25 protein-coding genes are annotated in these 22,596 nt (G+C 74.5%); 10 read left to right on the forward strand and 15 right to left on the reverse strand.

The genetic code is table 11. The features are described from left to right. The first annotated feature begins 36 nt into the window (after nucleotides 1-36). On the forward strand, nucleotides 37-867 hold the full coding sequence (locus HCU62_RS05110; RefSeq protein ID WP_163299577.1) for a type III pantothenate kinase: 831 nt from the start codon (nucleotides 37-39) through the stop codon (nucleotides 865-867). On the opposite strand, the gene HCU62_RS05115 is transcribed toward HCU62_RS05110, so the two are convergent. The 12 genes from HCU62_RS05115 to waaF all read right to left on the reverse strand — a co-directional run bounded on the left by HCU62_RS05115 (nucleotide 853) and on the right by waaF (nucleotide 11,086). After that, entirely contained in the window at nucleotides 853-2,439 is a 1,587-nt protein-coding gene (locus HCU62_RS05115) for an ATP-binding response regulator (RefSeq protein ID WP_163299579.1), read from the reverse strand. The genes HCU62_RS05110 and HCU62_RS05115 overlap by 15 nt on opposite strands. A 195-nt stretch (nucleotides 2,440-2,634) precedes the next feature. Next, nucleotides 2,635-3,909: a glycosyltransferase N-terminal domain-containing protein gene (locus tag HCU62_RS05120; protein ID WP_169755472.1), complete on the reverse strand. Its 1,275-nt coding sequence runs from the start codon at nucleotides 3,907-3,909 to the stop codon at nucleotides 2,635-2,637. Further along, on the reverse strand, nucleotides 3,906-4,700 hold the full coding sequence (rlmB, locus tag HCU62_RS05125) for a 23S rRNA (guanosine(2251)-2'-O)-methyltransferase RlmB (protein ID WP_163297794.1): 795 nt from the start codon (nucleotides 4,698-4,700) through the stop codon (nucleotides 3,906-3,908). The genes HCU62_RS05120 and rlmB overlap by 4 nt, the downstream gene beginning before the upstream one ends. Then, a complete protein-coding gene (gene gmk, locus HCU62_RS05130) occupies nucleotides 4,697-5,308 on the reverse strand; it encodes a guanylate kinase (RefSeq protein WP_163297793.1) in 612 nt (203 codons plus the stop codon). Before gmk ends, rlmB begins: the two co-directional genes overlap by 4 nt. 28 nt (nucleotides 5,309-5,336) lie before the next feature. Beyond that, entirely contained in the window at nucleotides 5,337-5,618 is a 282-nt protein-coding gene (locus HCU62_RS05135; protein ID WP_163297792.1) for a DUF370 domain-containing protein, read from the reverse strand. Between the two features lie 136 nt (nucleotides 5,619-5,754). Continuing rightward, the gene (locus HCU62_RS05140; protein ID WP_163297791.1) at nucleotides 5,755-6,624 is read right to left on the reverse strand and encodes a YicC/YloC family endoribonuclease; all 870 of its coding nucleotides are present in this window, start codon (nucleotides 6,622-6,624) and stop codon (nucleotides 5,755-5,757) included. Nucleotides 6,625-6,655: 31 nt separating this feature from the next. Then, nucleotides 6,656-7,192, reverse strand: coding sequence for a DUF4416 family protein (locus HCU62_RS11670; RefSeq protein WP_163297790.1), 537 nt, complete (start codon nucleotides 7,190-7,192; stop codon nucleotides 6,656-6,658). After that, nucleotides 7,189-8,193 carry a D-glycero-beta-D-manno-heptose-7-phosphate kinase gene (gene rfaE1 / locus HCU62_RS05150; protein ID WP_163297789.1) on the reverse strand — a complete coding sequence of 335 codons (1,005 nt, stop codon included), beginning with the start codon at nucleotides 8,191-8,193 and terminating at the stop codon, nucleotides 7,189-7,191. Before rfaE1 ends, HCU62_RS11670 begins: the two co-directional genes overlap by 4 nt. Beyond that, nucleotides 8,183-8,383, reverse strand: a complete 201-nt coding sequence (locus tag HCU62_RS05155; RefSeq protein ID WP_163297788.1) for a Trm112 family protein — start codon at nucleotides 8,381-8,383, stop codon at nucleotides 8,183-8,185. The genes rfaE1 and HCU62_RS05155 overlap by 11 nt, the downstream gene beginning before the upstream one ends. Beyond that, a complete protein-coding gene (locus HCU62_RS05160; protein WP_163297787.1) occupies nucleotides 8,380-9,450 on the reverse strand; it encodes a glycosyltransferase family 9 protein in 1,071 nt (356 codons plus the stop codon). The genes HCU62_RS05155 and HCU62_RS05160 overlap by 4 nt, the downstream gene beginning before the upstream one ends. Beyond that, on the reverse strand, nucleotides 9,426-10,007 hold the full coding sequence (locus HCU62_RS05165; protein ID WP_163297786.1) for a D-glycero-alpha-D-manno-heptose-1,7-bisphosphate 7-phosphatase: 582 nt from the start codon (nucleotides 10,005-10,007) through the stop codon (nucleotides 9,426-9,428). Before HCU62_RS05165 ends, HCU62_RS05160 begins: the two co-directional genes overlap by 25 nt. Continuing rightward, complete coding sequence (gene waaF, locus HCU62_RS05170; RefSeq protein ID WP_163297785.1) at nucleotides 10,004-11,086, reverse strand: lipopolysaccharide heptosyltransferase II; 1,083 nt, start codon at nucleotides 11,084-11,086, stop codon at nucleotides 10,004-10,006. Before waaF ends, HCU62_RS05165 begins: the two co-directional genes overlap by 4 nt. A 241-nt stretch (nucleotides 11,087-11,327) precedes the next feature. On the opposite strand from waaF, the gene HCU62_RS05175 reads away from it, so the two are divergent. Further along, nucleotides 11,328-11,525, forward strand: a complete 198-nt coding sequence (locus tag HCU62_RS05175; protein ID WP_163297784.1) for a hypothetical protein — start codon at nucleotides 11,328-11,330, stop codon at nucleotides 11,523-11,525. A gap of 4 nt (nucleotides 11,526-11,529) precedes the next feature. Here the strand turns inward: HCU62_RS05175 and HCU62_RS05180 are convergent, their stop codons facing one another. Beyond that, on the reverse strand, nucleotides 11,530-12,183 hold the full coding sequence (locus HCU62_RS05180; RefSeq protein ID WP_163297783.1) for a PHP-associated domain-containing protein: 654 nt from the start codon (nucleotides 12,181-12,183) through the stop codon (nucleotides 11,530-11,532). Nucleotides 12,184-12,289: 106 nt separating this feature from the next. On the opposite strand from HCU62_RS05180, the gene HCU62_RS05185 reads away from it, so the two are divergent. The 4 genes from HCU62_RS05185 (at nucleotide 12,290) to glnE (ending at nucleotide 17,437) form a co-directional block, all read left to right on the forward strand. Continuing rightward, the gene (locus tag HCU62_RS05185; RefSeq protein ID WP_163297782.1) at nucleotides 12,290-13,588 is read left to right on the forward strand and encodes a BPG-independent phosphoglycerate mutase family protein; all 1,299 of its coding nucleotides are present in this window, start codon (nucleotides 12,290-12,292) and stop codon (nucleotides 13,586-13,588) included. Between the two features lie 4 nt (nucleotides 13,589-13,592). Beyond that, on the forward strand, nucleotides 13,593-14,165 hold the full coding sequence (locus HCU62_RS05190) for a nucleotidyl transferase family protein (RefSeq protein WP_163297781.1): 573 nt from the start codon (nucleotides 13,593-13,595) through the stop codon (nucleotides 14,163-14,165). A 74-nt stretch (nucleotides 14,166-14,239) separates the two neighbouring features. Next, nucleotides 14,240-14,515: a hypothetical protein gene (locus tag HCU62_RS05195; RefSeq protein WP_163297780.1), complete on the forward strand. Its 276-nt coding sequence runs from the start codon at nucleotides 14,240-14,242 to the stop codon at nucleotides 14,513-14,515. Nucleotides 14,516-14,560: 45 nt separating this feature from the next. Continuing rightward, nucleotides 14,561-17,437 (forward strand): bifunctional [glutamate--ammonia ligase]-adenylyl-L-tyrosine phosphorylase/[glutamate--ammonia-ligase] adenylyltransferase, encoded by a 2,877-nt coding sequence (gene glnE, locus HCU62_RS05200; protein ID WP_163297779.1) that lies wholly within the window; start codon nucleotides 14,561-14,563, stop codon nucleotides 17,435-17,437. 6 nt (nucleotides 17,438-17,443) lie between these two features. Here the strand turns inward: glnE and HCU62_RS05205 are convergent, their stop codons facing one another. Next, nucleotides 17,444-17,914: a hypothetical protein gene (locus HCU62_RS05205; RefSeq protein ID WP_163297778.1), complete on the reverse strand. Its 471-nt coding sequence runs from the start codon at nucleotides 17,912-17,914 to the stop codon at nucleotides 17,444-17,446. A 46-nt stretch (nucleotides 17,915-17,960) separates the two neighbouring features. Beyond that, entirely contained in the window at nucleotides 17,961-18,326 is a 366-nt protein-coding gene (locus tag HCU62_RS05210; protein WP_163297777.1) for a hypothetical protein, read from the reverse strand. Nucleotides 18,327-18,531: 205 nt separating this feature from the next. Here HCU62_RS05210 and HCU62_RS05215 point away from each other — a divergent pair, with 205 nt between their 5' ends. Genes HCU62_RS05215 through HCU62_RS05230 form a run of 4 tightly spaced genes read left to right on the forward strand, consistent with a single transcriptional unit; the run spans nucleotide 18,532 to nucleotide 22,556 of the window. Next, nucleotides 18,532-18,933: a response regulator transcription factor gene (locus HCU62_RS05215; protein ID WP_163297776.1), complete on the forward strand. Its 402-nt coding sequence runs from the start codon at nucleotides 18,532-18,534 to the stop codon at nucleotides 18,931-18,933. Beyond that, entirely contained in the window at nucleotides 18,930-20,120 is a 1,191-nt protein-coding gene (locus tag HCU62_RS05220; protein WP_163297775.1) for a YaiO family outer membrane beta-barrel protein, read from the forward strand. Before HCU62_RS05215 ends, HCU62_RS05220 begins: the two co-directional genes overlap by 4 nt. Beyond that, a complete protein-coding gene (locus HCU62_RS05225; RefSeq protein WP_163297774.1) occupies nucleotides 20,098-21,150 on the forward strand; it encodes a HEAT repeat domain-containing protein in 1,053 nt (350 codons plus the stop codon). The genes HCU62_RS05220 and HCU62_RS05225 overlap by 23 nt, the downstream gene beginning before the upstream one ends. After that, on the forward strand, nucleotides 21,147-22,556 hold the full coding sequence (locus HCU62_RS05230; RefSeq protein WP_163297773.1) for a glycosyltransferase family 2 protein: 1,410 nt from the start codon (nucleotides 21,147-21,149) through the stop codon (nucleotides 22,554-22,556). Before HCU62_RS05225 ends, HCU62_RS05230 begins: the two co-directional genes overlap by 4 nt. Nucleotides 22,557-22,596 lie beyond the last annotated feature (40 nt).

The following is a 22,596-nucleotide window of genomic DNA, read 5'->3' on the forward strand; positions in this document are numbered from 1 at the left end:
CTTCCCTGCCCGCCCGCGGCGCGGTAACCTGGCCCCATGGAAAAGGTGACCCCGCCGGACAGGCTACTCGCGGTGGACGTGGGCAACACCCACACCGTGATAGGGCTCTTCGAGGCAGGGCGGCTCCTCGCCCGGTGGCGGCTGCCGACCCGGCAGGACGACACGGCCGACGCCCTGGCCGCCGGCCTCGTGCCGCTCTTCCGTCTCGCCGGGCACGGGTTCGGCGCCGGGGCCGCCCTCATCCTGGCCTGCGTGGTTCCGCCGGTCCGCCGGGCCTGGGAAGACTTCGCCCGCCGCCACCTCGGCCGGGAGGCCCTGGCGGTCGACGCCGAGACACCGGTGGGGATGCCCATCCGGTACCGCCGTCCCCACGAGGTCGGCGCCGACCGCCTCGTCAACGCGGTGGCGGCCTACCAGATCTTTGGCGACGCCCTCATCGTGGTGGACTACGGCACCGCCACCACCTTCGATTGTGTCTCTCCCCGGGGGGAATACCTCGGCGGGGCCATCGCCCCCGGGGTCCTCTCCGCCGCGGAGGGCCTCTTCCGGCGCACCGCGCGCCTGCCCAAGGTGGACGTGACCAAGGTCCCGGCGATCGCCCTGGCCCAAGACACCGCCAGCGCCCTGCAGGCGGGGATGGGCTACGGATTCGCGGGGCTGACGGCCGGGATCATCCAGAAGCTGGAAGAGGAGTTCGAGGCCCGTCCCCGGGTGGTGGCCACCGGCGGCCTCGCCGAAGTGATGGCCCCGCTCTGCCCTCGGATCGAGCGGGTGATTCCCCACCTCACGCTGCTGGGCCTCGCCGTGATCTACGGCCGGCTGACCGGCGACGCGGACTTCGAGGCGGCAGCCTCAAGAGGCGCCTGAGCGGCGCGAACGGGCGCGGCCCCGCCGTCCCTTGAGGGCCCGGCGGACCTTGACGCCGAGTTCCACCACGGAGAAGGGCTTGGCGATGAAACCGCAGGCGCCCTCGTCCAGGGCCCGGCGCATCTGGGAATCCTGGGCGTACCCGCTGGCGAAGAGGACCTGGACCTTCGGGTCCATCTCCCGCAGCCGCCGGAAGACCTCCAGCCCGTTCATCCCGGGCATCATGACGTCCAGCACCACGAGGTCCACCCCGCCCCCGGCCGCCTCGTAGACCCTCAACGCCTCGACGCCGTCTCCAGCCGTGAGGACCTCGTAACCCGCCCGCCCGAGGACGTCGGCCAAGAGTTCCAGGAGCATGGGCTCGTCGTCCACCACCAGGATGGTGCCCACGCCCTTGGGCGAGCCACCCGGCCGCGGCGCGGTCTTGGCCGCGGGCGCCGCCTCGTGGTCGGCCCGCGGGAGATAGACCGTGAAGGAGGAGCCCTCCCCCGGCCGGCTCTCCACCTCCACCTGCCCCCCATGGTCCTGCACCACGCCGTAGACCACCGCCAGGCCGAGCCCGGTCCCCTTCCCCGGCTCCTTGGTGGTGAAGAAGGGGTCGAAGATCCGGGAACGGATGCCTTCCGGCATGCCGCAGCCGGTGTCGGTCACCCGCACGGCCACGTATGCCTCGTCGGCCCCCACCCGTGTCCCGTCCGGCAGCCGGGTCCCCGGCTCCACGGAGAAGGTCTCGAGGGCGAGCCGCCCCCCGGCCTTGCCGCAACTGGTGCCCCCCATGGCCTGGACCGCGTTGATGGCGAGATTCATGAGCACCTGCTCCACCAGGGCGGGATCCCCGAAGACCGGGGCCAGGCCGGGCTCGCAAGCGACCTCCAGCTCGATGCCCCGGTCCACCGTCTCGGACAGGAGCGACACCACGTTGTCCACGCACCGGTTGAGGTCCACGGCCCGGGCCTCGCCCCGGCCGCGGCGGGAGAAGGTGAGGAGGCGACGGCAGAGGTCGGCGCCCCGTTCCCCGGCGGTCTCGATGAAGGAGAGGTAGCGTTGAGCCTCGCCCTCTTCCGGGATCAGCGTCTTCAAGACGGAGGCGGCGCCGAGGACCCCGGCGAGGAGATTGTTGAAGTCGTGGGCGATGCCGCCGGCCAGGGTCCCCATGGCCTCCATCTTCTGGGCCTGGAGCAGCTGGGCGTTGGTCTTTTCCAACTCCGCCTGGGTGTGCCGAAGCGAGGTGATGTCGTGGAGGATGTTCAGGCTGGAAAGCCGGACACCCGCCCGAACCGGCGTGCAGGTGACGGCGTAGACCCGGCCGTCGCGCGGGCAGGTGATCTCGTGCCGGACCGTCCGCCCGCCGAGCACCTCGCCGTGCCGGCACCAGGCACAGGGGACGTCGGATTGAAAAAAGGCCCTGTGGCAGGGCTCCCCGAGGGCGGACCGCCCGAGGTAACGCTCCATGGCCGGATTCATGTACTCGATGGCGAAATCCCGGCCGCACACGTAGGCCAAGTCTTCCATGGCCTCCACCAGGGCCCGGAAGTAGGCCTCCCGGTGGCTGTCGACGTCCGTTCCGGCCATGCCCGCTCCTTCCCCACCTGGTCGTCAAGCTTAACCGGCCGCGCCCCGGCCCTCAAGCGCCGGCGGCGGGGGTGCCACGGCCCGTGCGCCGCCCGCGGCATGCCGGCGGCCGGAGACGGCGCCATATCCCACAATATTACCCCAGGCCGCCGAGGGCGGCACCCTTCCGGGGAGATTTCACGGCAAGGCGGTGAATCAGGCCGGACCCAGGGCCCGGAGAAGGACGTCGGCCTGGCGCTCGGCCGCGCCGGCGGCCAAGCCTTCCAGGGCGGCCCGGGCCCGCCGCCCCATCTCGTCGCGTCGGCCGGGGTCCGCCAGCAGGCGGTCCACCGCCGCCGCCAGGGTCCCGGCGTCCCGCACCTCCATCCCGCCCCCGGCGGCATCCAGGGCCGCCCGGGCGTCCTCGAAGTTCTCCGTGTGGGGCCCGTAGACGACCGGGCACCCCCAGGCCGCCGGCTCCATGAGGTTCTGGCCGCCCTTGGGCGCCAGGGACCCCCCGACGAAGGCCACCCGGGCCGTGCCGTAGAGGTCGAAGAGGGGCCCGATCTCGTCCACCACCACCACGGGCGCCGTCTTCCCCGGCAGGCGGGACCAGTCCACGGCCTCGAGGCCGCGGCGGCGCGCCGCCCGGTGGCAGCGCCCCACGCGCTCCAGGTGCCGCGGGACGAGACAGAGGACGAGGCCGGGCCACCGGCCGCGGAGCCGGCAAAAGGCGTCCAGCGCGGGCCCCTCCTCCCCCTTGCGGAGGCTCCCCGCCACCCAGACCGGCACCGCCCCTTCCACCCCGAGCCGGGAACGGACGGCGGCGGCCGCACCTGGATCCGGGCGGTCGAGGAGACCCTCGAACTTGGCGTTGCCGGTGACCACGACCCGGTCCGGCGGGGCCCCGAGGGCCTGAAGGCGTTCCGCGTGCCGGCCGGAGATGGCGCAGACCCGATCAAATCCCTGGAGCAGGGGCCGCGTCAAGGAACGGATCCGGCGGTACGCCGGGTAGGATCGGGCGGAGATCCGGCCGTTGAGCAGCACGGTCCGTGCCCCGGAGCGGCGGACCGAGAGCAAGAGATTCGGCCAAAGCTCCGCCTCCACCGCCGCGTAGACCCTGGGGCGAAGGCGGCGGAGGGCCCGGGCCACCACCTGCGGAAAGTCGAGGGGGTAGCCCACCACCCGGCACCGCCCGCCGAGGCGGTCCCGCGCGCGGTCCCAGCCCGCGGGCGTCCCGCAGGAAACCACGATGTCGAGGCCGCCGCCGCGCCGGTCCAGGGCCGCCACCACCGCCTCGGCCACCGCCACCTCCCCCACGGAGACCGCGTGAATCCAGAGGTCGGGGCGAAGCGGTTCCCCGGCCTCGAGACCCAGCCGCCCCGCCAGGAAGCCCCGTGGAGTGCGGCCGGCCCGGGCCCGGAGCAGTGGCGCGGCCGGGAGGTAGGCCGCCCGGCTCGCCCACCGGTAGGCCGACAGGAGCCCGCTCACGGCCCGCCCCCCGCAGCGGCCCACTGCCGCCGGACTTCGTAGAGGGCCGCGCCGAGGGCCACGGCCACGTTCAGGGACGCGGTCCCCCCTGCCTGCGGCACGGCGAGGAGGAGATCGCAGGCCCGGCGGACCAGGACACGGAGGCCCCGGCCCTCGGACCCCACCACGAGGGCCAGGGGCCGCACCAGGTCGACGGCCCATACCGCGGCCGGCCCGGCCGGGTCCAGCCCCGCCACCCAGAGCCCCATCTCCTTGAGGACCTCGAGGGTGCGCGCCACGTTGTCCACCTCCACCAGGGCCACGTGGGCCACGGCCCCGGCCGAGGCCTTGAAGACGTGCCCGGTGACCGGGACGTTGCGCCGCCGGGGCAGGAGGACGGCCTGGGCCCCGAGGCCGGCGGCCGAACGGATGAGCGCCCCGAGATTGCCCGGGTCCGTGACCTGGTCGCAGACCACGACCAGCGGCCGGGCGGCGCCCCACAGAGCCGGCAGCTCCTCGAGGCCCCGCCACCAGAAGGGCCGCACCTCGAGGGCCACGCCCTGGTGGACCGCCCCCGGCGGGACCCCCGCCTGCGTCGGTTCCGCATGCTCCACCGGGCATCCGGTCCGCTCCGCCAGGGCGAGAAGCGCGGCCTGGTCCCGGCGGCGCCCGAAGGACGGCACCACCAGGAGCCGAACGGCCGCCCCGGGCCTGGCCCGGAGGCACTCCCGGACGGGATGGCGCCCCCAGACGAGCACCGGGGCCGTCCCGGATCGCCCGGAACCGCCCCGGCCGGCGCGGCGTCCCTTCACCCCAGGCCCAGGGCCGCCCGGAGCCCGGGGGCGGCCAGCACCCGGGCCGACCGCAGGCGGCGGGCCGTGACGATGGCCCGGAGGCCCTCGCAGGCGGCGTCGAGTTCGTCGTTCACCACCACGTAATCGTACTCCGAGGCGGCGTGGAGCTCCCGGCGGGCGTTGGCGAGGCGAAGGGCCGCGGCCGCCTCGTCCTCGCTGCCCCGGCCGCGGAGCCGGGCCTCCAGGGCCTCCAGGGACGGCGGCAGGATGAAGACGTAGCACGCGCCGGGAAACACCCGGCGGATCTCCCGGGCGCCCTGGACGTCGATGTCGAGCAGGACGTCACGGCCGGCCGCCAAGGCCGCGGAAACGGCCTGGCGGGAGGTCCCGTAGAGGTTCCCGTGGACCTCGGCCCACTCGAGGAAGTCCCCCCGGGCCCGCATGGCCTCGAAGACCTCCCGGTCCACGAAGTGGTAATCGCGGCCGTCGACCTCGCCCGGCCGCGGCGGCCGGGTGGTGTGGGAGACGGAAAAGTCGAGGCCGGCGACCTCGGCGAGGAGCCGCCGGCACAGGGTGGTCTTCCCGGCGCCGGACGGCGCCGAGATCACGAAGAGGTCCCCCTCCATTGCCTCCACTCCCGGCCAGGGGCGGGCCTCAACGGGGATCCTTCTCCTCCGCCTTGGAAAAGAGGTCGGAGGTGAGCCGCTGGGCGATGGTCTCCGCCTGGATGGCCGACAGCACCACGTGGTTGCTGTCCGTGACGATGATGGAACGGGTCCGGCGGCCCTGGGTGGCGTCGATGAGGCGGCTGTTCTGCTTGGCCTCCTCGCGAAGGCGCTTCATGGGCGCCGAGGAGGGGTTCACGATGGCGACGATCCGGTCGGCCACCACGGAGTTGCCGAAGCCGATATTGAGTAGCTTGCACCTGCATTCCATGGATCGAGACTCCTTTCTCGGTTTCATATCTTTACCCCCACCCGCCCGGGCGCGGCCACCACCGGCCCGGGCGGGCACCCCTCAAACCACCCGGGGTCGAAACACCCCCCGGGAACCTGAAACACCGGGACGCCGATCAGACCAGGTTCTGGACCTGCTCGCGCATCTTCTCCTGCTCGCCCTTGATGTCCACCACCAGGCGGCTGATCTCCGCGTCGGCGGACTTCGACGCCATGGTGTTCACCTCCCGGAAGAGCTCCTGGAGGAGAAAGTCGAGCCGGCGACCCACCGGTTCGTCGGAGGCGAGCAGCTCCCGGAACTGCGCCAGATGGCTCCGGGCGCGGACCACCTCTTCCGTGATGTCGAGCCGGTCGGCCAGGAAAGCCGCCTCCTGGGCGATCCGGGCCGGGTCCAGGCGTGTTTCGGCCAGGTGCCGCTCCACCCGTTCCCGGAGGGCCTCCTGGGCCGCCCGGAGGTGGTCCCGCCGCCGCCGGTCGATGGCCTCCAGCCACGCCTCCACCCGGTCCAGCCGGAGGTCGAGATCGGCCTTGAGGGCCTCGCCCTCCCGCCGGGCCGCCTCCTGGGCCTCCGCCAGCAAGCGCTCGAGGGCCTCTGCCACCACGGGCCAGGCGGCCTCGGCGTCGGGCTCGGCCTCCCTGGCCTCCACGGCGTCCTTCAGGATGCCGAGCACGTCCCGCAGCTCCAGCCCGCCGGCCAGGCCACACTCCTCGGCCAGGGCCCCGGCGGCCCGGAGGTAGGCCTGGACGAGCCCCGTGTTGGGCACGAACTCGGGGCCGGCCAGGGCCGCCCCGCCCACCTGGACGGTGACATCCACCCGGCCCCGCCCGAGCGCCGCCTGCACGCGCTTCCGTACCCGGTCCTCGAAGGGGAGGAGCCACCGCGGAAGGCGCACCTGCACGTCGCAGTAGCGCCCGTTGACCGAGCGAAGCTCCATGTCGACCTCGACGGCCGCGCCCTCGGACCGGGCCCGGGCGTATGTCGTCATGCTTCTGGGCATCTTCCTCCAGGGAGCGGTCTCACCGGCGACGGGCCCGGCCGAGCGCCCCGAGGTAGCCCGACCGCGCCCGGTTCCAGAAGGCGACCACGTCGGGCCGCTTGTAGTCCGCGTAGGTCCAGGGCAGGGGCTGGAACGACCCCTGATAATAGACCAGTTGAAGGTCGGCGAAAACCCCCTCTCCGAGGTAGACCCGGTGGCTGTAGTTCTTCCCCGTGGCCACCACCAGGCGCTCGGCGGTCAAGAGGCCGGGGTCGATGTTGACCCGGCGGCGACCGTCCTCGCTCCAGCGCCGCTCGAGGGCATGGCAGAGCAGCTTGAAGTCCTTGAGGTAGTCCTGGGGGACCAGGCGCTCGAAACCGACGAAGGCCCGGGAGAGCCCCGGGCCGAACTCGCCCTCGTAGTAATCTGTGCAGTCGAAGGGGAACGGCTTGCCGGCGAGATCCGCGGCCCCCAGGTGCTCCCCCAGGGCGCGCCGCACCCGCTCCACCCACCCGGGGTCCCGGAAGAGGAGCCCCGCCACGGGCTTGGCGGGAGGCGGCTGGCCGAGGATGCTCACGCCCCCTCCCGGACGCCGCCGGCGAGCACCGAGGCCAGTTCCGCCGGGGACACGGTGGCGGTGCCCACCTTGCCCACCACCACGCCGGCCGCCGCGTTGGCCAGCACCGCGCCCTCGCGGAAGCTGCGCCCGTCGGCCAGGGCCAGGGCCAGGGCGGCCACCACCGTGTCGCCGGCGCCGGTGACGTCGTAGACCTCCCGGGCCATGGTGGGGATGGTGAAGAGCCCGGCCTCCGGCTCCCAGAGCGCCATGCCCTCTCCGCCCAGGGTCATGAGCACGGCCCGGGTGTCGAGCCGCCGGTGGATTCGGCGGCCCGCTTCTTCGACCCTCCCGGGCCCGGCGAGGGAGACGCCGGAGAGGGCCTCCGTCTCGCGCCGGTTGGGCGTGACGATGTCCACCCCGAGGTAGAGGTCCGCGTTGGCGGGCTTCGGGTCCACCAGCAGCGGGACGGCCGCCGCCCGGCACGCCGCCCCGAGGGCCGCCATCACCGCCGCCGTGACCACGCCCTTGGCGTAGTCCGAGACCACGACGGCGTCCACCTCGCCCGCAGCGGCCGAGACAAAGGCCTCGAGGCCGGCGGCGGCCCGGGGATCGGGTGGCTTCCGGCTCTCCCGGTCCACGCGCACCACCTGCTGGCCCCGGGCCAGGACCCGGGTCTTCAGGGTCGTACCCCGGCCGTCCGCCACCACCCCCCGGACGTCGATCCCCTCCGCCTCGGCCAGCTCCCGGAGCCGCCGGCCGGTTCCGTCCCGGCCCACCACCCCGGCCAGGAGCACCCCCGCGCCGAGTGCCCGGAGATTGTGGGCCACGTTGGCCGCCCCGCCGAGGAGGAAGGTCTCCTGCTGGACCTCCACCACGGGGACCGGGGCCTCGGGGGAGATGCGGGAGGTCTCCCCCCAGACGAACTGGTCCAGCATGAGGTCCCCCACCACCAGGAGCCGGAGGTCCCGAAAGCGGGGGACGGCCTCTGCCAGGGCCCCGAGGTCCACTTCAGGCGTCATCTCCCGCCTCGCCCTCCAGGGGCCTCGCCTCCTCCACCAGCATCACGGGGATCCCGTCCCGGACCTCGTAGGCGAGCCGGCACCGGCGGCACACCAGGGCGGAGTCCGCCTCCGACGGGACCACGGGCCCCTTGCAGGCGGGGCACGCCAGGATCTCGAGCAGTTCCTCGCTGATGCCGAGGGGTGTCATCGGATTCCTCCTTCTCCCGGGGCCGCCGCCCCGGCGGCCAATACACGGTCCACGGCGGCGCAGACCTCCGCCGCCCCGATTTCCTCCATGCACCGGGGATCTGCGCAGCGGCGCCGGAAACATGGGCTGCAGGCGAGCCCTCGCCGGACGACCACGTGTCCCTCCCCGAAGGGCCCCGTCCGCCACGGGGCCGTGGGGCCGAAGAGCGCCACCACCGGTGCCCCGGCGGCGGCCGCCAGGTGCATGGGCCCGGTGTCGGTGCTCACCACCGCCCGGGCCCGCCGGAAGAGGGCCGCCAGCTGGGGCAGGGTGGTGCGGCCGGTGAGGTCGGCCACGTCCACACGGGCCTCGTCCCGGATGGCCCGGGCCAGGCCCCGGTCCCCGGCGCCCCCCACCACCACCGGGAGCAGGCCCCGCTCCCGGGCGGCGAACTCGGCCACCCGGGCGAATCCCGAAGGAGTCCAGCGCTTGGTGGGCCACACCGTACCGGGCACCAGGACCAGGTGACGAGGCGAATGGTACCCGCCGGCGGCCAGAAGGTCCAGGGCCTCCCGCTCCGCCGCGGGCCCGGCGTTGAGGGGAAACTCCGGCGGCCCGCCGGGCGCCCCGAGGTGCCGGGCCAGGCGCAGGTAGCGCAGCACGGCGTGCTCGTCCGGGTCGTAGGGCGGCAGGCGCTCGGTGAGGAAGAGGGAACTGCCCTCGCGCCCGCCCGCGAATCCCACCTTGCGGGGGCTCCGGGTGGCGGCGGCCACCAACCCGCTCTTGAGGAGCCCCTGGAGTTCGAGAACCACGTCGTACCGGGCGGCCCGGAGCCGGCGGAGAAAGGCCCGCAGCTCCCCGGCGAGCCCGGGCCAGCGGCCCGGCCGCCGCACCGCCCCGCCCCACCGCCGGCGGGGGTAGACGATCACGCGGTCGAGCATCGGGTGCCCATCGAGGAGTCCCGCCGCGGCCTCTCCCACCACCCAGTCCACGGCGGCGGCGGGAAAGGCGCGGCGCAGCGCCGCCAGGACCGGCAGCGCCTGGACCACGTCCCCGAGGGCGCTCAGCTTGACGATGAGAATCCGCATATCCACTCCGCCGCCGCCGCCAGGTCCTCGGCCACGTGCACCCCGGCCAGCCCCCCGCCTTCCGCCAGCCGCCGCTCGGTCTGGCGTCCTTGGCCGGTCCGGACCAGCACCGCCCGGGCCCCCACGGCGGCGGCCAGGTCCAGGTCCACGCCGCCGTCCCCCACCACGAAGGACCGGGCGGGGTCGAGGCCGAGCTCCGCCGCGGCCCGCTCCACCATGCCGGGGGCCGGCTTCCGGCAGCGGCAGGCACGATGATAGGGCCCCTCCCCCGCCTCCGGGTGGTGGGGGCAGTAGTACCACCGGTCCACCCGGGCCCCCTCGGCGGCCAGCCGCCGGTCCAGCTCCCGATGGACCTCCTCCACGAAGGTCTCGGCGAAGTAGCCGCGCGCCACCCCGGACTGGTTGGTCACCACCACCACGGGCCATCCCGCCCGGTTCAGGCGGCGCACGGCCCCCGCGGCGCCGGGGAGGAGCCGGAGGTCCTCCATGCGCCGGAGGTAGTGGACGTCCTCGACGAGGGTCCCGTCGCGGTCCAGGAAGACGGCGGCGCGGCTCACGCGTCCCGCTCCAGCCGGCGCCGGCAGGCCGCCAGCACCTCGTCGACGCCGATGCCCTTCATGCACTCGAAGCCCCCCGGGCAGGAACGGCGCAGGCACGGGGAACACGGCAGCTCGTGCCGGATCACCGTGCTGCGGATGGACCAGGGCCCGGTGGTCACCGGGTTGGTGGAGCCGAAGATCGCCACCAGCGGCACGTCCAGGGCCGCCCCCACGTGCATCAGGCCGGAATCGTTGGTGACGAACAGCCGCAGCCGCCCCACCAGGGCCATGGCCTCCGCCAGCGAGGTGGCCCCGGCCAGGTCGTGGGCCCGGGGGCCGACGGCCCCGCAGATCGCCTCCGCCTGGGGGCGTTCCCGCGCCGTCCCGAAGACCAGGAGGTGGGCGCCGGTCTCCGCCAGGAGCCGCCGGCCGAGCTCGGCGAACCGTTCCACGGGCCAGCACTTGGCGGGGCCGTACGCGGCCCCCGGGTTGAAGCCGATGAGCGGCGCCGACGGCGGCACCCCCCGTGCAGCCAGCAGGCGGTCGGCCCCGGCCTCGCCCTCCGGGGGGACGCGGAGGGAAAGACACGGGGCGTCCCCCCCGGGGGCCGCCCGGACCGGAGCGCCGTCGCCGTCGCCCCCCAGGGCCGCCACGAGGTCCAGGTAGTGGTAGATCTCGTGCCGCAGGGTCTTCTCGGCGGGCACCGGGACGGCCCGGGTGAGCAGCCCGGAGCGGCCGTCCGCGGCGTATCCCACCCGCTCGGGGATACGGGCGAGCCAGGGGACGAGGGCCGAATCCAGGGAGTTGGGCAGGATCACGGCCAGGTCGAAGGCCCGGTCCCGGAGGGCCGCCGCCGCCCGGAACCGGTCGACCACCCCCCGGGCCCCGCCGCGGACGTCCAGGGGCAGGACCCCTGTCACCGAGGGATGGGCGGAGAAGACCGGCAGCACCCACGGCCGCCCCAGCACGGTGACCGGGCTGCCCGGAAAGCGGCCGCGGAGGGCCTCCAGGGCGGGGGTGGACATCACCGCGTCGCCGATCCAGTTGGCGGCGCGGACGAGGATGCGCGGGGCGCCGTCGGGAGGGAGGGTCTTCATGGTGGCTACTCTATCGCAGATCCGAAACGGAAACGGCCCGGCGCCGATCTCCGGACGCCGGCCCCGCGGCAGCCCGCAGCCTTCCGCGGCGCCGCCGCCCCCGGGTTCCCCCGCGGGAGGAAACGGCCCCTCTTTATCAGAGACGGCGGGGTTCGTCAAAGACGGCGGGCCTGGCGGCCGGGTTCCGCACCCGGTATGGTGCCATGGATCGCTCGGAGACGACACACCGGGAGAAACGGCCATGCACCACGACGACGGGGAGCGGCGCCCCTCCGCCGCGCCGGACGAGGAGACGGAGCTCCTCTCCATCCGCATCCGCAAGGACCTCTACCGGGCCTTCCGCCGGTGCGCCTGGATGACCGTCCACGAGACCGGGCTCACCCTGGACGAGGTCCACAACCGGCTCGTGGAGGATCTCCTCCGGGCCAGGGGCTGTTGACCCCCTATATATTAAGGTTGGAATGCACCGGCCGGGGTGCGGGACCCGCCGGAAAGACGACGGGCCGGTGGAGGACGAGGGGCAGGAAGCGCCCCCGGTTCAGCTGCGCCACGAGATCGTCCCGGTTCCGGACCGGCTGGTGGAAGCCCGTCACCACCCGGCCGAGTTCGTGGAGGGCGTGGGCGTCGCTGCCGCCGGCAAGCCCCACGCCGTAGGCCTCGGCCCAGGGCCGGACCGCGGCGTCCTCCTCCGGGGTGTTGCGACCGTTCCGCCCCTCCACCACCCGGCAGAGGCCGCCCCGGACCAGGGCCTCGGCCACCCCGCGCCCGCGCCGGAAGGGATGGGCCGCCACGGCCGCGCCGTCCACCTGGGCGACGAGGCGCAGGAGGGCCTGGGCCGGCAGCCCGGGCGGCAGGTCCTCGAAGGGCCCGAAGAGGAGGAAATCCCCCTCCGGGGTAGTATACTCCATGCCGATCACCACGCAGAGGCCGTCGTCCTGGAGTCCCTCCACGACCTCCCGGCGGGCGGCCATGGTGTCGTGGTCGGTGATGCAGACCCCGTCGAGCCCCATCCGGCGGGCGTTTCGGAGGATCTCCCGCGTCTCGAGACGGCTGCAGGGCGAATGCTCGGTGTGGACGTGAAGGTCGAAACGGAACATATCCCCACCTTGGCGCCGATCCGCCCGTCCTGCAAATCGGAACATCCGATGGACCCGCCGCGCTCCATCGGCCGGGGCGATCCACGCCCGGCGGGCCCCTGAAGAGATGCCGGAACGCTGCCTCCTGGTCATACTCGACGGCATCGGCGACCGGGCCGTTCCGTCGCTGGGCCACCGGACGCCACTCCAGGCGGCGGCCACCCCCCACCTCGACCGCCTGGCCGCGGCGGGGGCCTGCGGGCTCCTCCACGCGGACCGGCCCGGGGTCCCCCTCCCCAGCGAGAACGCCCACTTCGCCCTCTTCGGCTACGAGCCGGCGCATTTTCCGGGGCGGGGGGCCCTCGAGGCCCTTGGGGCGGGCCTCCCGCTGGAGACCGGAGACGTGGCCGTCCTCGCCCGTCTCGACCACGTGGAGGCGGCGGACGGCCTCCTCCGCCTCGGCCCGGAGCTCCCCGGCGCCGCCCCCGGCGAAGCGGAGGCCCTGGCCGCCCACCTGGGCCCCCTGGAGACCCACGGCCTCCGCCTCGCCTTCCACCCCGTCCGCGGTCCCTTCGGCATCCTCCGGATCCAGGGCGGCGCGGTCCCCTGGTTCACCGACTCGGACCCCATGACCCGGGGCGCCCCCATGCTGCGGGTCCGCCCCTGGGCCGGCGCGCCGGAACCCGAGGCCGCCCGCCGGTCGGCGGCGGCCGTGGAGGCCTACCTCCGCCGCGCCCTGGATCGCCTCCCGGCGCACCGCGTCAACCGGATGCGGACGGCCGACGGACGGCCGCCGCTCAATACCCTGGTCACCCAGCGGCCGGGCCGGGCGGGCACCGCCCCCGGCTTTCGGCGCCGGTGGGGCCTCAGGGGGCTCTCCATCGGCTCGGGCCTGCTCTACAAGGGAATCGCCGCCTTCCTGGGGCTCGACTTCCGGGAAGACCCGGACGGCGGCGACCCCGGGGCGGACCTGGCCCGCCGCCTGCGCATGGCCGCCGAGGCCGCCGGCCACGACTTCGTCCACGTCCACACCAAGGCCCCGGACCAGGCGGCCCACACCAAGACCCCGGAAGAGAAGGTCCGGATCATCGAGACCCTGGACCGGGGGCTGGGGGAATCGGCCGTCATCGAGGACCCCTCCCTGCTCCTGGTGGTCACCGCGGACCATTCCACCCCGAGCATGGGACCCCTGGTCCATTCCGGCGAACCGGTGCCGGTCGTCTTCCACGGCGGGGGGGTGCGGCGGGACGACGTCCGCCGCTTCGACGAGGTCGCCTGCGCCGCCGGCGTCCTCGGGCGCCTGGCCGGCCGGGACCTCATGCCCATGATCCTCGACCACCTCGACCGCGCCAAGCTCCGGGGCCTCATGGACACCCCGGAGGACCAGCCCTACTGGCCCGGAGACCGGGAACCCTGGAGGACGTGAGCCCATGACCACCGGCGTGATCCACGGCCGCTTCCAGGTCTTTCACAACGACCACCTCGCCTATCTCCTGGCGGGCCGAGACCGGTGCGACCACCTGGTGGTGGGCATCACCAACCCCGATCCCTGGTCCACGCGCCGCGACCCCGCCGACCCGGCCCGGAGCGACCCGGCGGCCAACCCCTTGACCTACTATGAGCGCCACCGGATCCTCCAGGCCGTGCTCCTGGACGAGGGCCTGGACCCGGCCGCCTTCTCCATCGTCCCCTTCCCCGTCAACTTCCCCGAGCGATGGGCCGCCTACGTCCCGCTGGACGCCGTCTTCTTCCTGACCATCTACGACGCGTGGGGGGAACGAAAACTCCGCCTCTTCCAGGACCGGGGCCTCCGGGCCGAGGTCCTCTGGCGGCGGCCGCCGGCCCGGAAGGGGCTCTCGGCCTCCCGGGTCCGGGCACTCATCCGGGAAGGGGGCGACTGGGAACCCCTGGTGCCGCCCGCCGCCGCCCGGGTCATGAAGGCCCTCGGCATCCCGGAACGCCTCCGCGGCGGCGTTGACACCCACTCCGCCCCGACCCTATAGTCGAGACAAGAGGCGCCGCCCGATCCGGGCGGGCGGCGCACGGACCCGAGCCCCCCTGGAGAAGGAGGCATCACATGCTGGACAAGAAGGCCCTCTGCGAGAAGATCAGCCAGATCTATCCGGACATCGGCGCGTGCCAGATCGACGTGGACGTGGAATACGACGAGTCCAAGAAGGCCTGGGTGGTCCACCTCGAAAAGGACGGCAAGCGCCTCGACACCTACCTCGAACCCGAGGAGGCCGACGCCTGCATGCTGGGCAAGGAATGCGTCTCCCTCGGGCTCCAGGTCGGCCAGCTGGTCCGCGACATCAAGGAACGCCCCTCCACCCGGCAATCGGAAGGTGTCTGACCCGGCGCCACCCCCGCCCAATCCCGCCCGGCCCCGGACACGGCCATGACCGGGCGGGCCGAGGGGAGCCGCCGGGCCCCGGAGGCCGTCCGGCACCGCCTGGCCCGGTTTGCGGAACGGGCGGCCGGGCACGGTCTCGACCTCCCGGCGTCTCCTCCCTTTCCCCATGCCATGGAGGCGGTATGGGACGCCAGCGAGTTCGTGGCCGGGGCCTGCGAGCGCGATCCCGACCTCCTGGCGGACCTCCTGCGCACCGGGGACCTCCTGAACCCGGCGGCGCCGGGTGACATCCACCGCCGCGTCCGGCGGGCGGCGGAGGCCGGGGACGAGGCCGCCCTCGCCGCCGCGCTCCGCCGGGTCCGCCGCCGGGAGATGGTCCGCATCGCCTGGCGGGACATCGCCGGGTGGGCGGACCTCGAAGAGACCACGGGAGAGCTCACGGCCCTGGCCGAGGCGGCCCTCGAGGCGGCCTACAGCCGGCTCTCGGCCTGGGAGCGCGCCCGGTCGGGAAGTCCCACCGGCCCCGGCGGCGCCCCCATGGACCTGGTGATCCTCGGCATGGGGAAGCTCGGCGCCGGGGAACTCAACTTCTCCTCCGACATCGACCTCGTCTTCGCCTACCCGGAGGAGGGCGAGGTCACCGGCGGGCCGGCCCCCCTCACCCACCACGAGTTCTTCGAACGCCTCGCCCGCCGCCTCATCAAGGCCATCGGGGCCGTTACGGCCGACGGCTTCGTCTTCCGGGTGGACACCCGGCTGCGGCCCTACGGGGAGAGCGGCCCCCTGGTCATGGGCTTCGACGCCATGGAGACCTACTACGAAGGCGTCGGGCGGGAATGGGAGCGCTACGCCTGGATCAAGGCCCGGCCGGTGGCCGGCGACCTGGACGCCGGGACGCGGCTCCTCGATCGGCTCCGGCCCTTCGTCTACCGCCGGTACCTGGACTTCGGGGTCTTCGAGTCCCTCCGGGAGATGAAGGCCCTCATCCGGGCGGAAATCCGCCGCAAGGGCCTCGAGGACGACATCAAGCTGGGGCCCGGCGGCATCCGCGAGGTGGAGTTCATCGGCCAGGTCTTCCAACTCGTCCACGGGGGTCGGATCCCGGAGCTCCGCCGCCGCCGCCTCCTCGAGGTGCTACCCGTCCTGGCCGGACACGGCTTCCTCCCCGCGGAGGTCGCGGACCGCCTGGCGGCGGGCTACCGGTTCCTGCGGCGGGTGGAACACCGGCTCCAGGAATACGCCGATCGCCAGACCCACCGGCTCCCCACCGACCCGGAGGACCGCCGGCGCCTCGCCCGGGCCATGGGCTACCCGGGGTGGACGGCCTTCGCCGCCGACCTCTCCCGCGTCCGGGAGGAGATCGACGCCGCCTTCCGGGGGCTCCTGGAACCCGGGCCGAGGGCCCCGGCCGGCGACGCTGCCGGCCGGGACATGGCCGACGTCTGGCAGGCGGGCGCCGCCTCCGGCCGGGCCCGGTCGGTGCTGGCCGAGGCCGGCTACACCGACCCGGACCGGCTCCTGGCCGCCCTGGACGGTCTCCGGAAGGCCCCGTCGCTCCGCCTGCTCAGCCCCGAGGGGCGGCGGCGGCTCGACCGGCTGGTCCCGCGCCTCCTCGAGCGCGCCGCCCGGACGAAGCGGCCCCTCCAGGCCGCCCTCCGGACCCTCGCCGTCGTCGAGGCCATCGGGCGCCGGACCGCCTACTTCGCCCTGCTGGCGGAGAATCCCGGCGCCCTGGACCACCTGGTGCGCCTCTGCGAGGCCAGCCCCTGGGTGGCCGACCACCTGGCCCGCCACCCGGCCGTCCTGGACGAGCTGCTGGACCCGGCCGCCCTCATGACCCCCCCGGACCGGGGCGCCCTCGAGGCGGAACTCCGCGCCCGGCTCGGACGCCTGGATCCCGACGACCTCGAGGGCCGGATGGACGAACTCCGCCGCTTCAAGCAGGCCAACCTCCTGCGCGTGGCGGCGGCGGACCTGGCCGGGACCCAGCCCCTCGTGGAGACCAGCCGCCGACTCACCGAACTGGCGGAGGTGATCCTGGCCGAGGTGGTCCGCATGGCCTGGGACCACCTGGAGGCCAAGCACGGGCGCCCGCCCTGCGACTCGGCCGAAGGAGAGCCGCCCTGCTTCGCCGTGGCGGCCTACGGGAAGTTCGGCGGCGTCGAGATGGGCTACGGGTCCGACCTGGACCTCGTCTTCCTCCACGACGGCCGCCCCGGTGCCGCCACCGGCGGGCCCCGCCCCGTGGACGTCCCGGTCTTCTTCGCCCGCCTCGGCCAGCGGGTGATCCACATCCTCGCCACCCATACCCCGGCGGGCCGGCTCTACCCCGTGGACATGCGGCTCAGGCCCAGCGGGGAGGCCGGCCTCCTCGTCAGCCACGTGGACGCCTTCGCGGCCTACCAGCGGGAACAGGCCTGGACGTGGGAGCACCAGGCTCTGGTCCGGGCCCGGGTGGTGGCGGGGCCGGAGGCCCTCGCCCGCCGGTTCGTGGAGATCCGGGCGCAGGTGCTGGCCCGGCCCCGCGACCCGGTGCGACTCGCCCGCGAGATCCGCGGGATGCGGGACCGCCTCGTCGCGGCCCACGCCCCGGAGGGCGGCGAGGGCTTCGATCCCAAGTTCGACCCCGGGGGCATCCTGGACATCGAGTTCCTGGTCCAGTACCTGGTGCTGCTCGAGGCGCACCGCCACCCGAAGATCCTCGAGTGGACCAGCACCATCCGGTTCATAGATGCCCTGGCCGGCGCGGGGATCCTGCCCGGGGACGAGGCCCGGCGCCTCCGGCAGGCCTACCTCGAGTACCGGGAGGCCGTGCACCGGTGCCACCTCGAGGCGCGGCCGGCCCGCGTCCCGGCGGAGCGGTTCGGGCGCCTCCGGGAAGGCGTCCGCCGCGCCTGGAGGCGACACCTCCCCCCGGGCTAGGCCCCGCTACTTCCAGTGGCCGCGCCCGTGGCCGTGGCCGTGGCCCTTCCCCTTGGACTTCTCCTTGAGCTCGTGCCCGTGGGCCTTCTTCCAGTGCCCGGGCGGGTAGGCCGCCCGGACGTCGCCGTGGAACCGGTAGGGCAGGTCGGTGTCCATCCCCAGTTCCACGTAGCCGGAGAGGTCGAAGTGCAGCCCGGGGGGCGGCGCGGGGGCGGCACGCCAGGCACCGGCGTCCAGGAAGAAGTAGATCCGTCGGTCCACGTCGAAGTAGACCTGGACGTCCGGGTAGTACCGGTAGCGGTACCGGGCCCGGCGGCCGTGCGCCGGGGCCCAGGGGGGCGGCCCCTCCCCGGCGGGTGCGGGCTCGACGATGAGCGGGGGCGGCGGGAGAAAGGCCGCCGGGGCCCGGCGGCACCCGAAGACCGCCGCCAGGGCGACCAGGAGCACCCCGATCCGCAACACGATCCGAATCTCCATGGCTGGCACCTCCTTGCCCGTGACGCTCCGCCGGTGCCCTCCCGCCTCACCGGGGGAAGGGAAGCGGCCCGGCGGCCGCCGACCGGGGGTAATGCCCCCGGGAGACGTCCGGCAGTACCCCCGCCGCGGACCGCTCGACGCGGCCCCCGGAGACGAAGAACGCCACCACCCCGTCCGATGCCCGGTAGACCCAGGTCTCGAGCCCGCCGGTACCGCTGCGGAAATCCGGCGGGCCCAGCGCCCGGGTCAACTCGGTGGTGGTGGCGAGGCCCTCCGCCCGGCCCAGGATGTCGGCCCGGGTCCGGGCCCCGGGGCAGGCGGCCAGCGCCAGGGCCGCCAGGACGAGAAGCGCCGCCGCCGCCACGCGGAGCCCCCGGCCGGGGCCCAGGTTCGCCACCGTCACTCGTCGCATCTCCTATCACCTCCGTCCGGATCCCGGCGCCGCCGGGACCATCCAAAACTTGACGCACTTCCGCCGGTCCGTCAAATTCCCGCCGGACCCCCGGCGTCCCGGCGCCCCCCCGCGCCCCGGGCGGTGCCCCGCCGGTGCCCGGATATTGCATGAGCGCCGGGCGGGTACCGCGGCCGGCCGCCGCTGGGCTTGCAGAAACCGCGCCATGAAACCGAAGGCCCTCATCGTCGAAGACGACGAACAGTTCGCCTTTCTCGTGGGATACATCTTCTCGCGGGAGGGCTACGAGATCGTCCATGCCCCGGACAGCCGGGCCGCCCTCGAGGCCACGGCCCGGCTGGCCGGGCCGCCCGCCTTCGTGCTCCTGGACCTCATGCTGCCCTACATGGACGGCTTCCAGCTCCTCTCCGAGATCCGCCGGACCCCCGGGTGGCGCCGGGTCCCCGTTGTGGTGCTCTCGGCCCGGACCGCCGAGGCCGACGTGGTCCGGGCCCTGGACCTCGGGGCCGACGACTACGTCCTCAAGCCCTTTCGGCCGGAGGAGCTCCTGGCCAGGGTGCGCCGGGCCGTGCGATCGCGGCGGCGGCAGCAAGAGGAACCGGTATGAAGGCCGCCGGGGCCCTCCTCCTGGCCGTCCTCCTGGCCGCGGCCCCCGCCCTCGGGGCCCCCCCGGAGGCGGCCCGGCGGGCGGCGGCCGCCGGGGATCTCGCCGCGGCCCGCCACGCCCTCGAGCGCTGGCTGGCCGGGCATCCCGACGACGACGACAGCCGTTTCCTCCTGGCCCGGGTCCTCGCCTGGCAGGGGCACCACGGGGCGGCCCTCGAGCAATACGATCGCCTCCTCCGGTCCGAGCCGGCGAACGCGGACTTTCTCCTGGAAAAGGGGCGGACCCTCCTCTGGGCCGGGCGGCCCCGGGCCGCCGCCGATGTCCTCGCCAGGGCCAGGGAGCTGGCCCCGGACTACGCCGAGGTCCGGCGCCTCGAGATCCTCGCCCTCCGCCGCGTGGACACGCCGGCGGCGCACCGGGCGGCCGATCGCCTCCTGGCCGAGGCCAGGACGCGCTTCCCGGAGGAGGACTGGCCGCCGGGGCCCGGCGACCGGCCCCGGTGGCAACTGGCGGCCGGGGCCCGGGTGAGCGCCCTGGACAACGGCTACGACGACTGGACCGAGTTCGGGCTCCGGCTCGACGGCCTCGCGGCCGGGGACCGATTCCACGGCCAGATCCGCCAGACCCGGCGCTACGGCCGGACCGACCGGGAAGTGGCCGTCGGGGGGGCCTTCCCCATCGCCCCCCGGCTGGAGCTCGTGCTGGATCTCCGGGCCAGCCCCACCCACCGGGTCCTGTGCAAGTGGGCCGCGGAGGGGGGACTGGAGGCGCGGCCGGGCGGCGGCTGGGTGGTCTCCGCCCGGGTACGGCGCACCGAGTACGACACCTCCCGCGACCTCCGCGGCGCCTTCACCCTCGAACGCTACGCCGGCGCCTGGCACGCCGCCTACACCCTCACCGCCACCCGGCTCGCGGGCGGCGGCACGGCCGTGGGTCAAAGGGCCCGGCTGGACCGGTCCTACGGCGCCGACGGGCGCAGCCTCGTGGGCCTGACCTGGGCGGTCGGGGAAGAGGTCGAGAACATCGGCCCGGACAACCTCCTCGAGTCCCACGTCTGGGCCCTCATCCTCTCCGGCCGGCACTGGGTGACGGCCCGGTGGGGCCTCTGGTGGTCGGCCGGCATCCACCACCAGGACGACTTCTACGACCGAAGGGAGGCGGGCCTTGGGCTCCTCGTTCGGTTCTGACCACCTCGTCCTCATGGCGGAGGCGGCCGGCCTCCTGGCCTTCGTCCTCTCCGGGGCCCTCCTCGTCCAGATCCTCGTCCTGCACTGGCGCCGGGGCATCCGGGCGCGGCGCCGGCGGATCGTGGAGGACCGGTGGCGTCCCGTCCTGCTCAAGGCCCTCTACGGCATCCCGGACCGCCCGCCGCCCCTGGCCGCGGGCGAGGCCAGGCCGGTCCTGCGGCTCTGGACCCGGATGCACGCGTCCGTCCGGGGGGCTGCCCGGGACCGCCTCGTCCGCCTGGCCCGCGAGGTGGGCGCCCCGGACCGGGCCCGGGCCCTCTTCCGGAGCCGGCGCCTCCGGGACCGGCTGCTCGCCACCACCGCCCTCGGCCGCATGCGGTCGTTGGACGACTGGGACGAGGTGGCCCGGCTCCTCGGCCACCGCCACGCCATCCTCGCCCTCACGGCGGCCCGGGCCCTGATCCACATGGACGCCGAGCGCGCCGTGGAGATCCTGGTGCCGCTCCTGGTGGAGCGGGACGACTGGTATCCCTTCCGCGGCCTCGCCCTCCTCCGCGCGGCCGGCCCGGGGGTCGTCTCCCGCCCCCTGGCCGGGGCCCTGGAGTCGGCCTCCTGGCGGGGGCGGCTGCGGCTGCTCCGGTACCTCGAGGCCGCCGACCCGTCCGTGGCCGCCGGGGCGGCGCGCCCCATCGCCCGCACCACCCGGAACCCCGCGGTCCTCGCCGCCTGCCTCCGGCTCCTGAAGACACCGGAAGACCTCGACCTGGTCCGCCGCCACCTGGAGCACCCCGCCTGGGAGGTCCGGGTCCGGGCCGCGGTCGCCCTCGGCCGACTCGGGACCGAGGCGGACGTCCCCCGGCTCGAGGCCCTGCTCTCCGACCGGGAGTGGTGGGTCCGCTACCGGGCGGCCCAGGCCCTGGCGGCCATGCCCTTCGTGGACCGGGCGCGGCTCGAGGCGATCCGGCGCCGCCACCCGGATCCCTTCGCCCGGGACATCCTCGGCCAGGTCGCGGCGGAAGGAGCGGCATGAACACCGCGGATCTCCTCACCGCCCTCCAGGGGTTCTTCGTCGCCTACTTCCTCTGCCTGAACGGAAGCTACATCGCCTTGAACCTGGTGGCGCTCTTCACCCTCGCCCGCCACATCCAGGACCGGGACTACGACCTCGCCACCCAAGTGGCCCCGGAGTTCGCGCCGCCGGTGAGTCTCCTCGTCCCGGCCCACAACGAGGCCGCCACCGTGGCGGCCACGGTGCGATCCCTGCTCCAGCTGGACTACCCGGCCTTCGAGGTGGTGGTGATCAACGACGGGTCCACCGACGCCACCCTCCAGTCCCTCGTCGAGGCCTTCGACCTGGTCCCCTTCCCCGAGGCCTACCGCGTGCGCCTCGCCACCCGCCCCGTCCGGGGCCTCTGGCGGTCCACCCGCCACCCCAACCTCCGGGTGGTGGACAAGGCCAACGGGGGCAAGTCCGACGCCCTGAACGCGGGGCTCAACGCCGCCCGCCACCCCCTGGTCTGCACCGTGGACGCCGACTCCATCCTGGACCGCAAGAGCCTCCTCCAGGTGGCCCGTCCCTTCATGGAAGACCCGGACACCGTGGCCTGCGGGGGCACCATCCGGGTGGCCAACGGGTGCGCGGTGCAGGGCGGCTTCCTGGTGAAGGCCGGGCTCCCGCGGAACCTCCTGGCCCTCTTCCAGGTGGTGGAATACCTCCGGGCCTTCCTCTTCGGGCGGCTCGGCTGGGCCCCCCTGAACGCCTTGCTCGTCATCTCCGGCGCCTTCGGCCTCTTCCGGAAGGACACCGTGATCGCCGCCGGGGGCTACCGGACGGACACCGTGGGGGAGGACATGGAACTCGTGGTCCGCCTGCACCGGTGGTGCCGGAGCCGCGGCCGCCCCTACCGCATCGCCTACGTCCCGGATCCCATCTGCTGGACGGAGGTGCCGGAGACGGCGGCGGTCCTCTTCCGCCAGCGCGTCCGGTGGCAGCGCGGCCTCTGGGAGAGCCTCGTCATGAACTCCGGGCTCTTCCTCAACCCCCGGGCCGGCGCCGTGGGTCTCCTGGCCTATCCCTTCTTCGCGGTGTTCGAATGGCTGGGCCCCCTGGTGGAGGTGGCGGGCTACGTCCTCGTCGGCCTCGCCTGGGCCCTCGGCCTCCTCTCCCACGAGGCCTTCCTGGCCTTCCTGGCCGTGGCCGTGGGGCTCGGCGTCCTGCTCTCCCTCGCGGCCATCTTCATGGACGTGTTCGCCTTCCGAGTCTACCCCCGGACCCGCGACACCCTGATCCTGGCGCTCGCCGCCGTGGCGGAAAACCTCGGCTACCGGCAGCTGACGGCCTTCTGGCGGCTGTGGGGGATCCTCGCCGGCATGCTTCGGATGCGGGCCCGGTGGGGATCGGAGACGCGCATGGCCTCCTGGAACCGGGCGTCATGAAGGCCCCCCGCGGGGAAGCGGCGCGAAGCACCGCGGCAGC

It is taken from the genome of Dissulfurirhabdus thermomarina (assembly GCF_012979235.1).
Classification (GTDB): Bacteria; Desulfobacterota; Dissulfuribacteria; order Dissulfuribacterales; family Dissulfurirhabdaceae; genus Dissulfurirhabdus; species Dissulfurirhabdus thermomarina.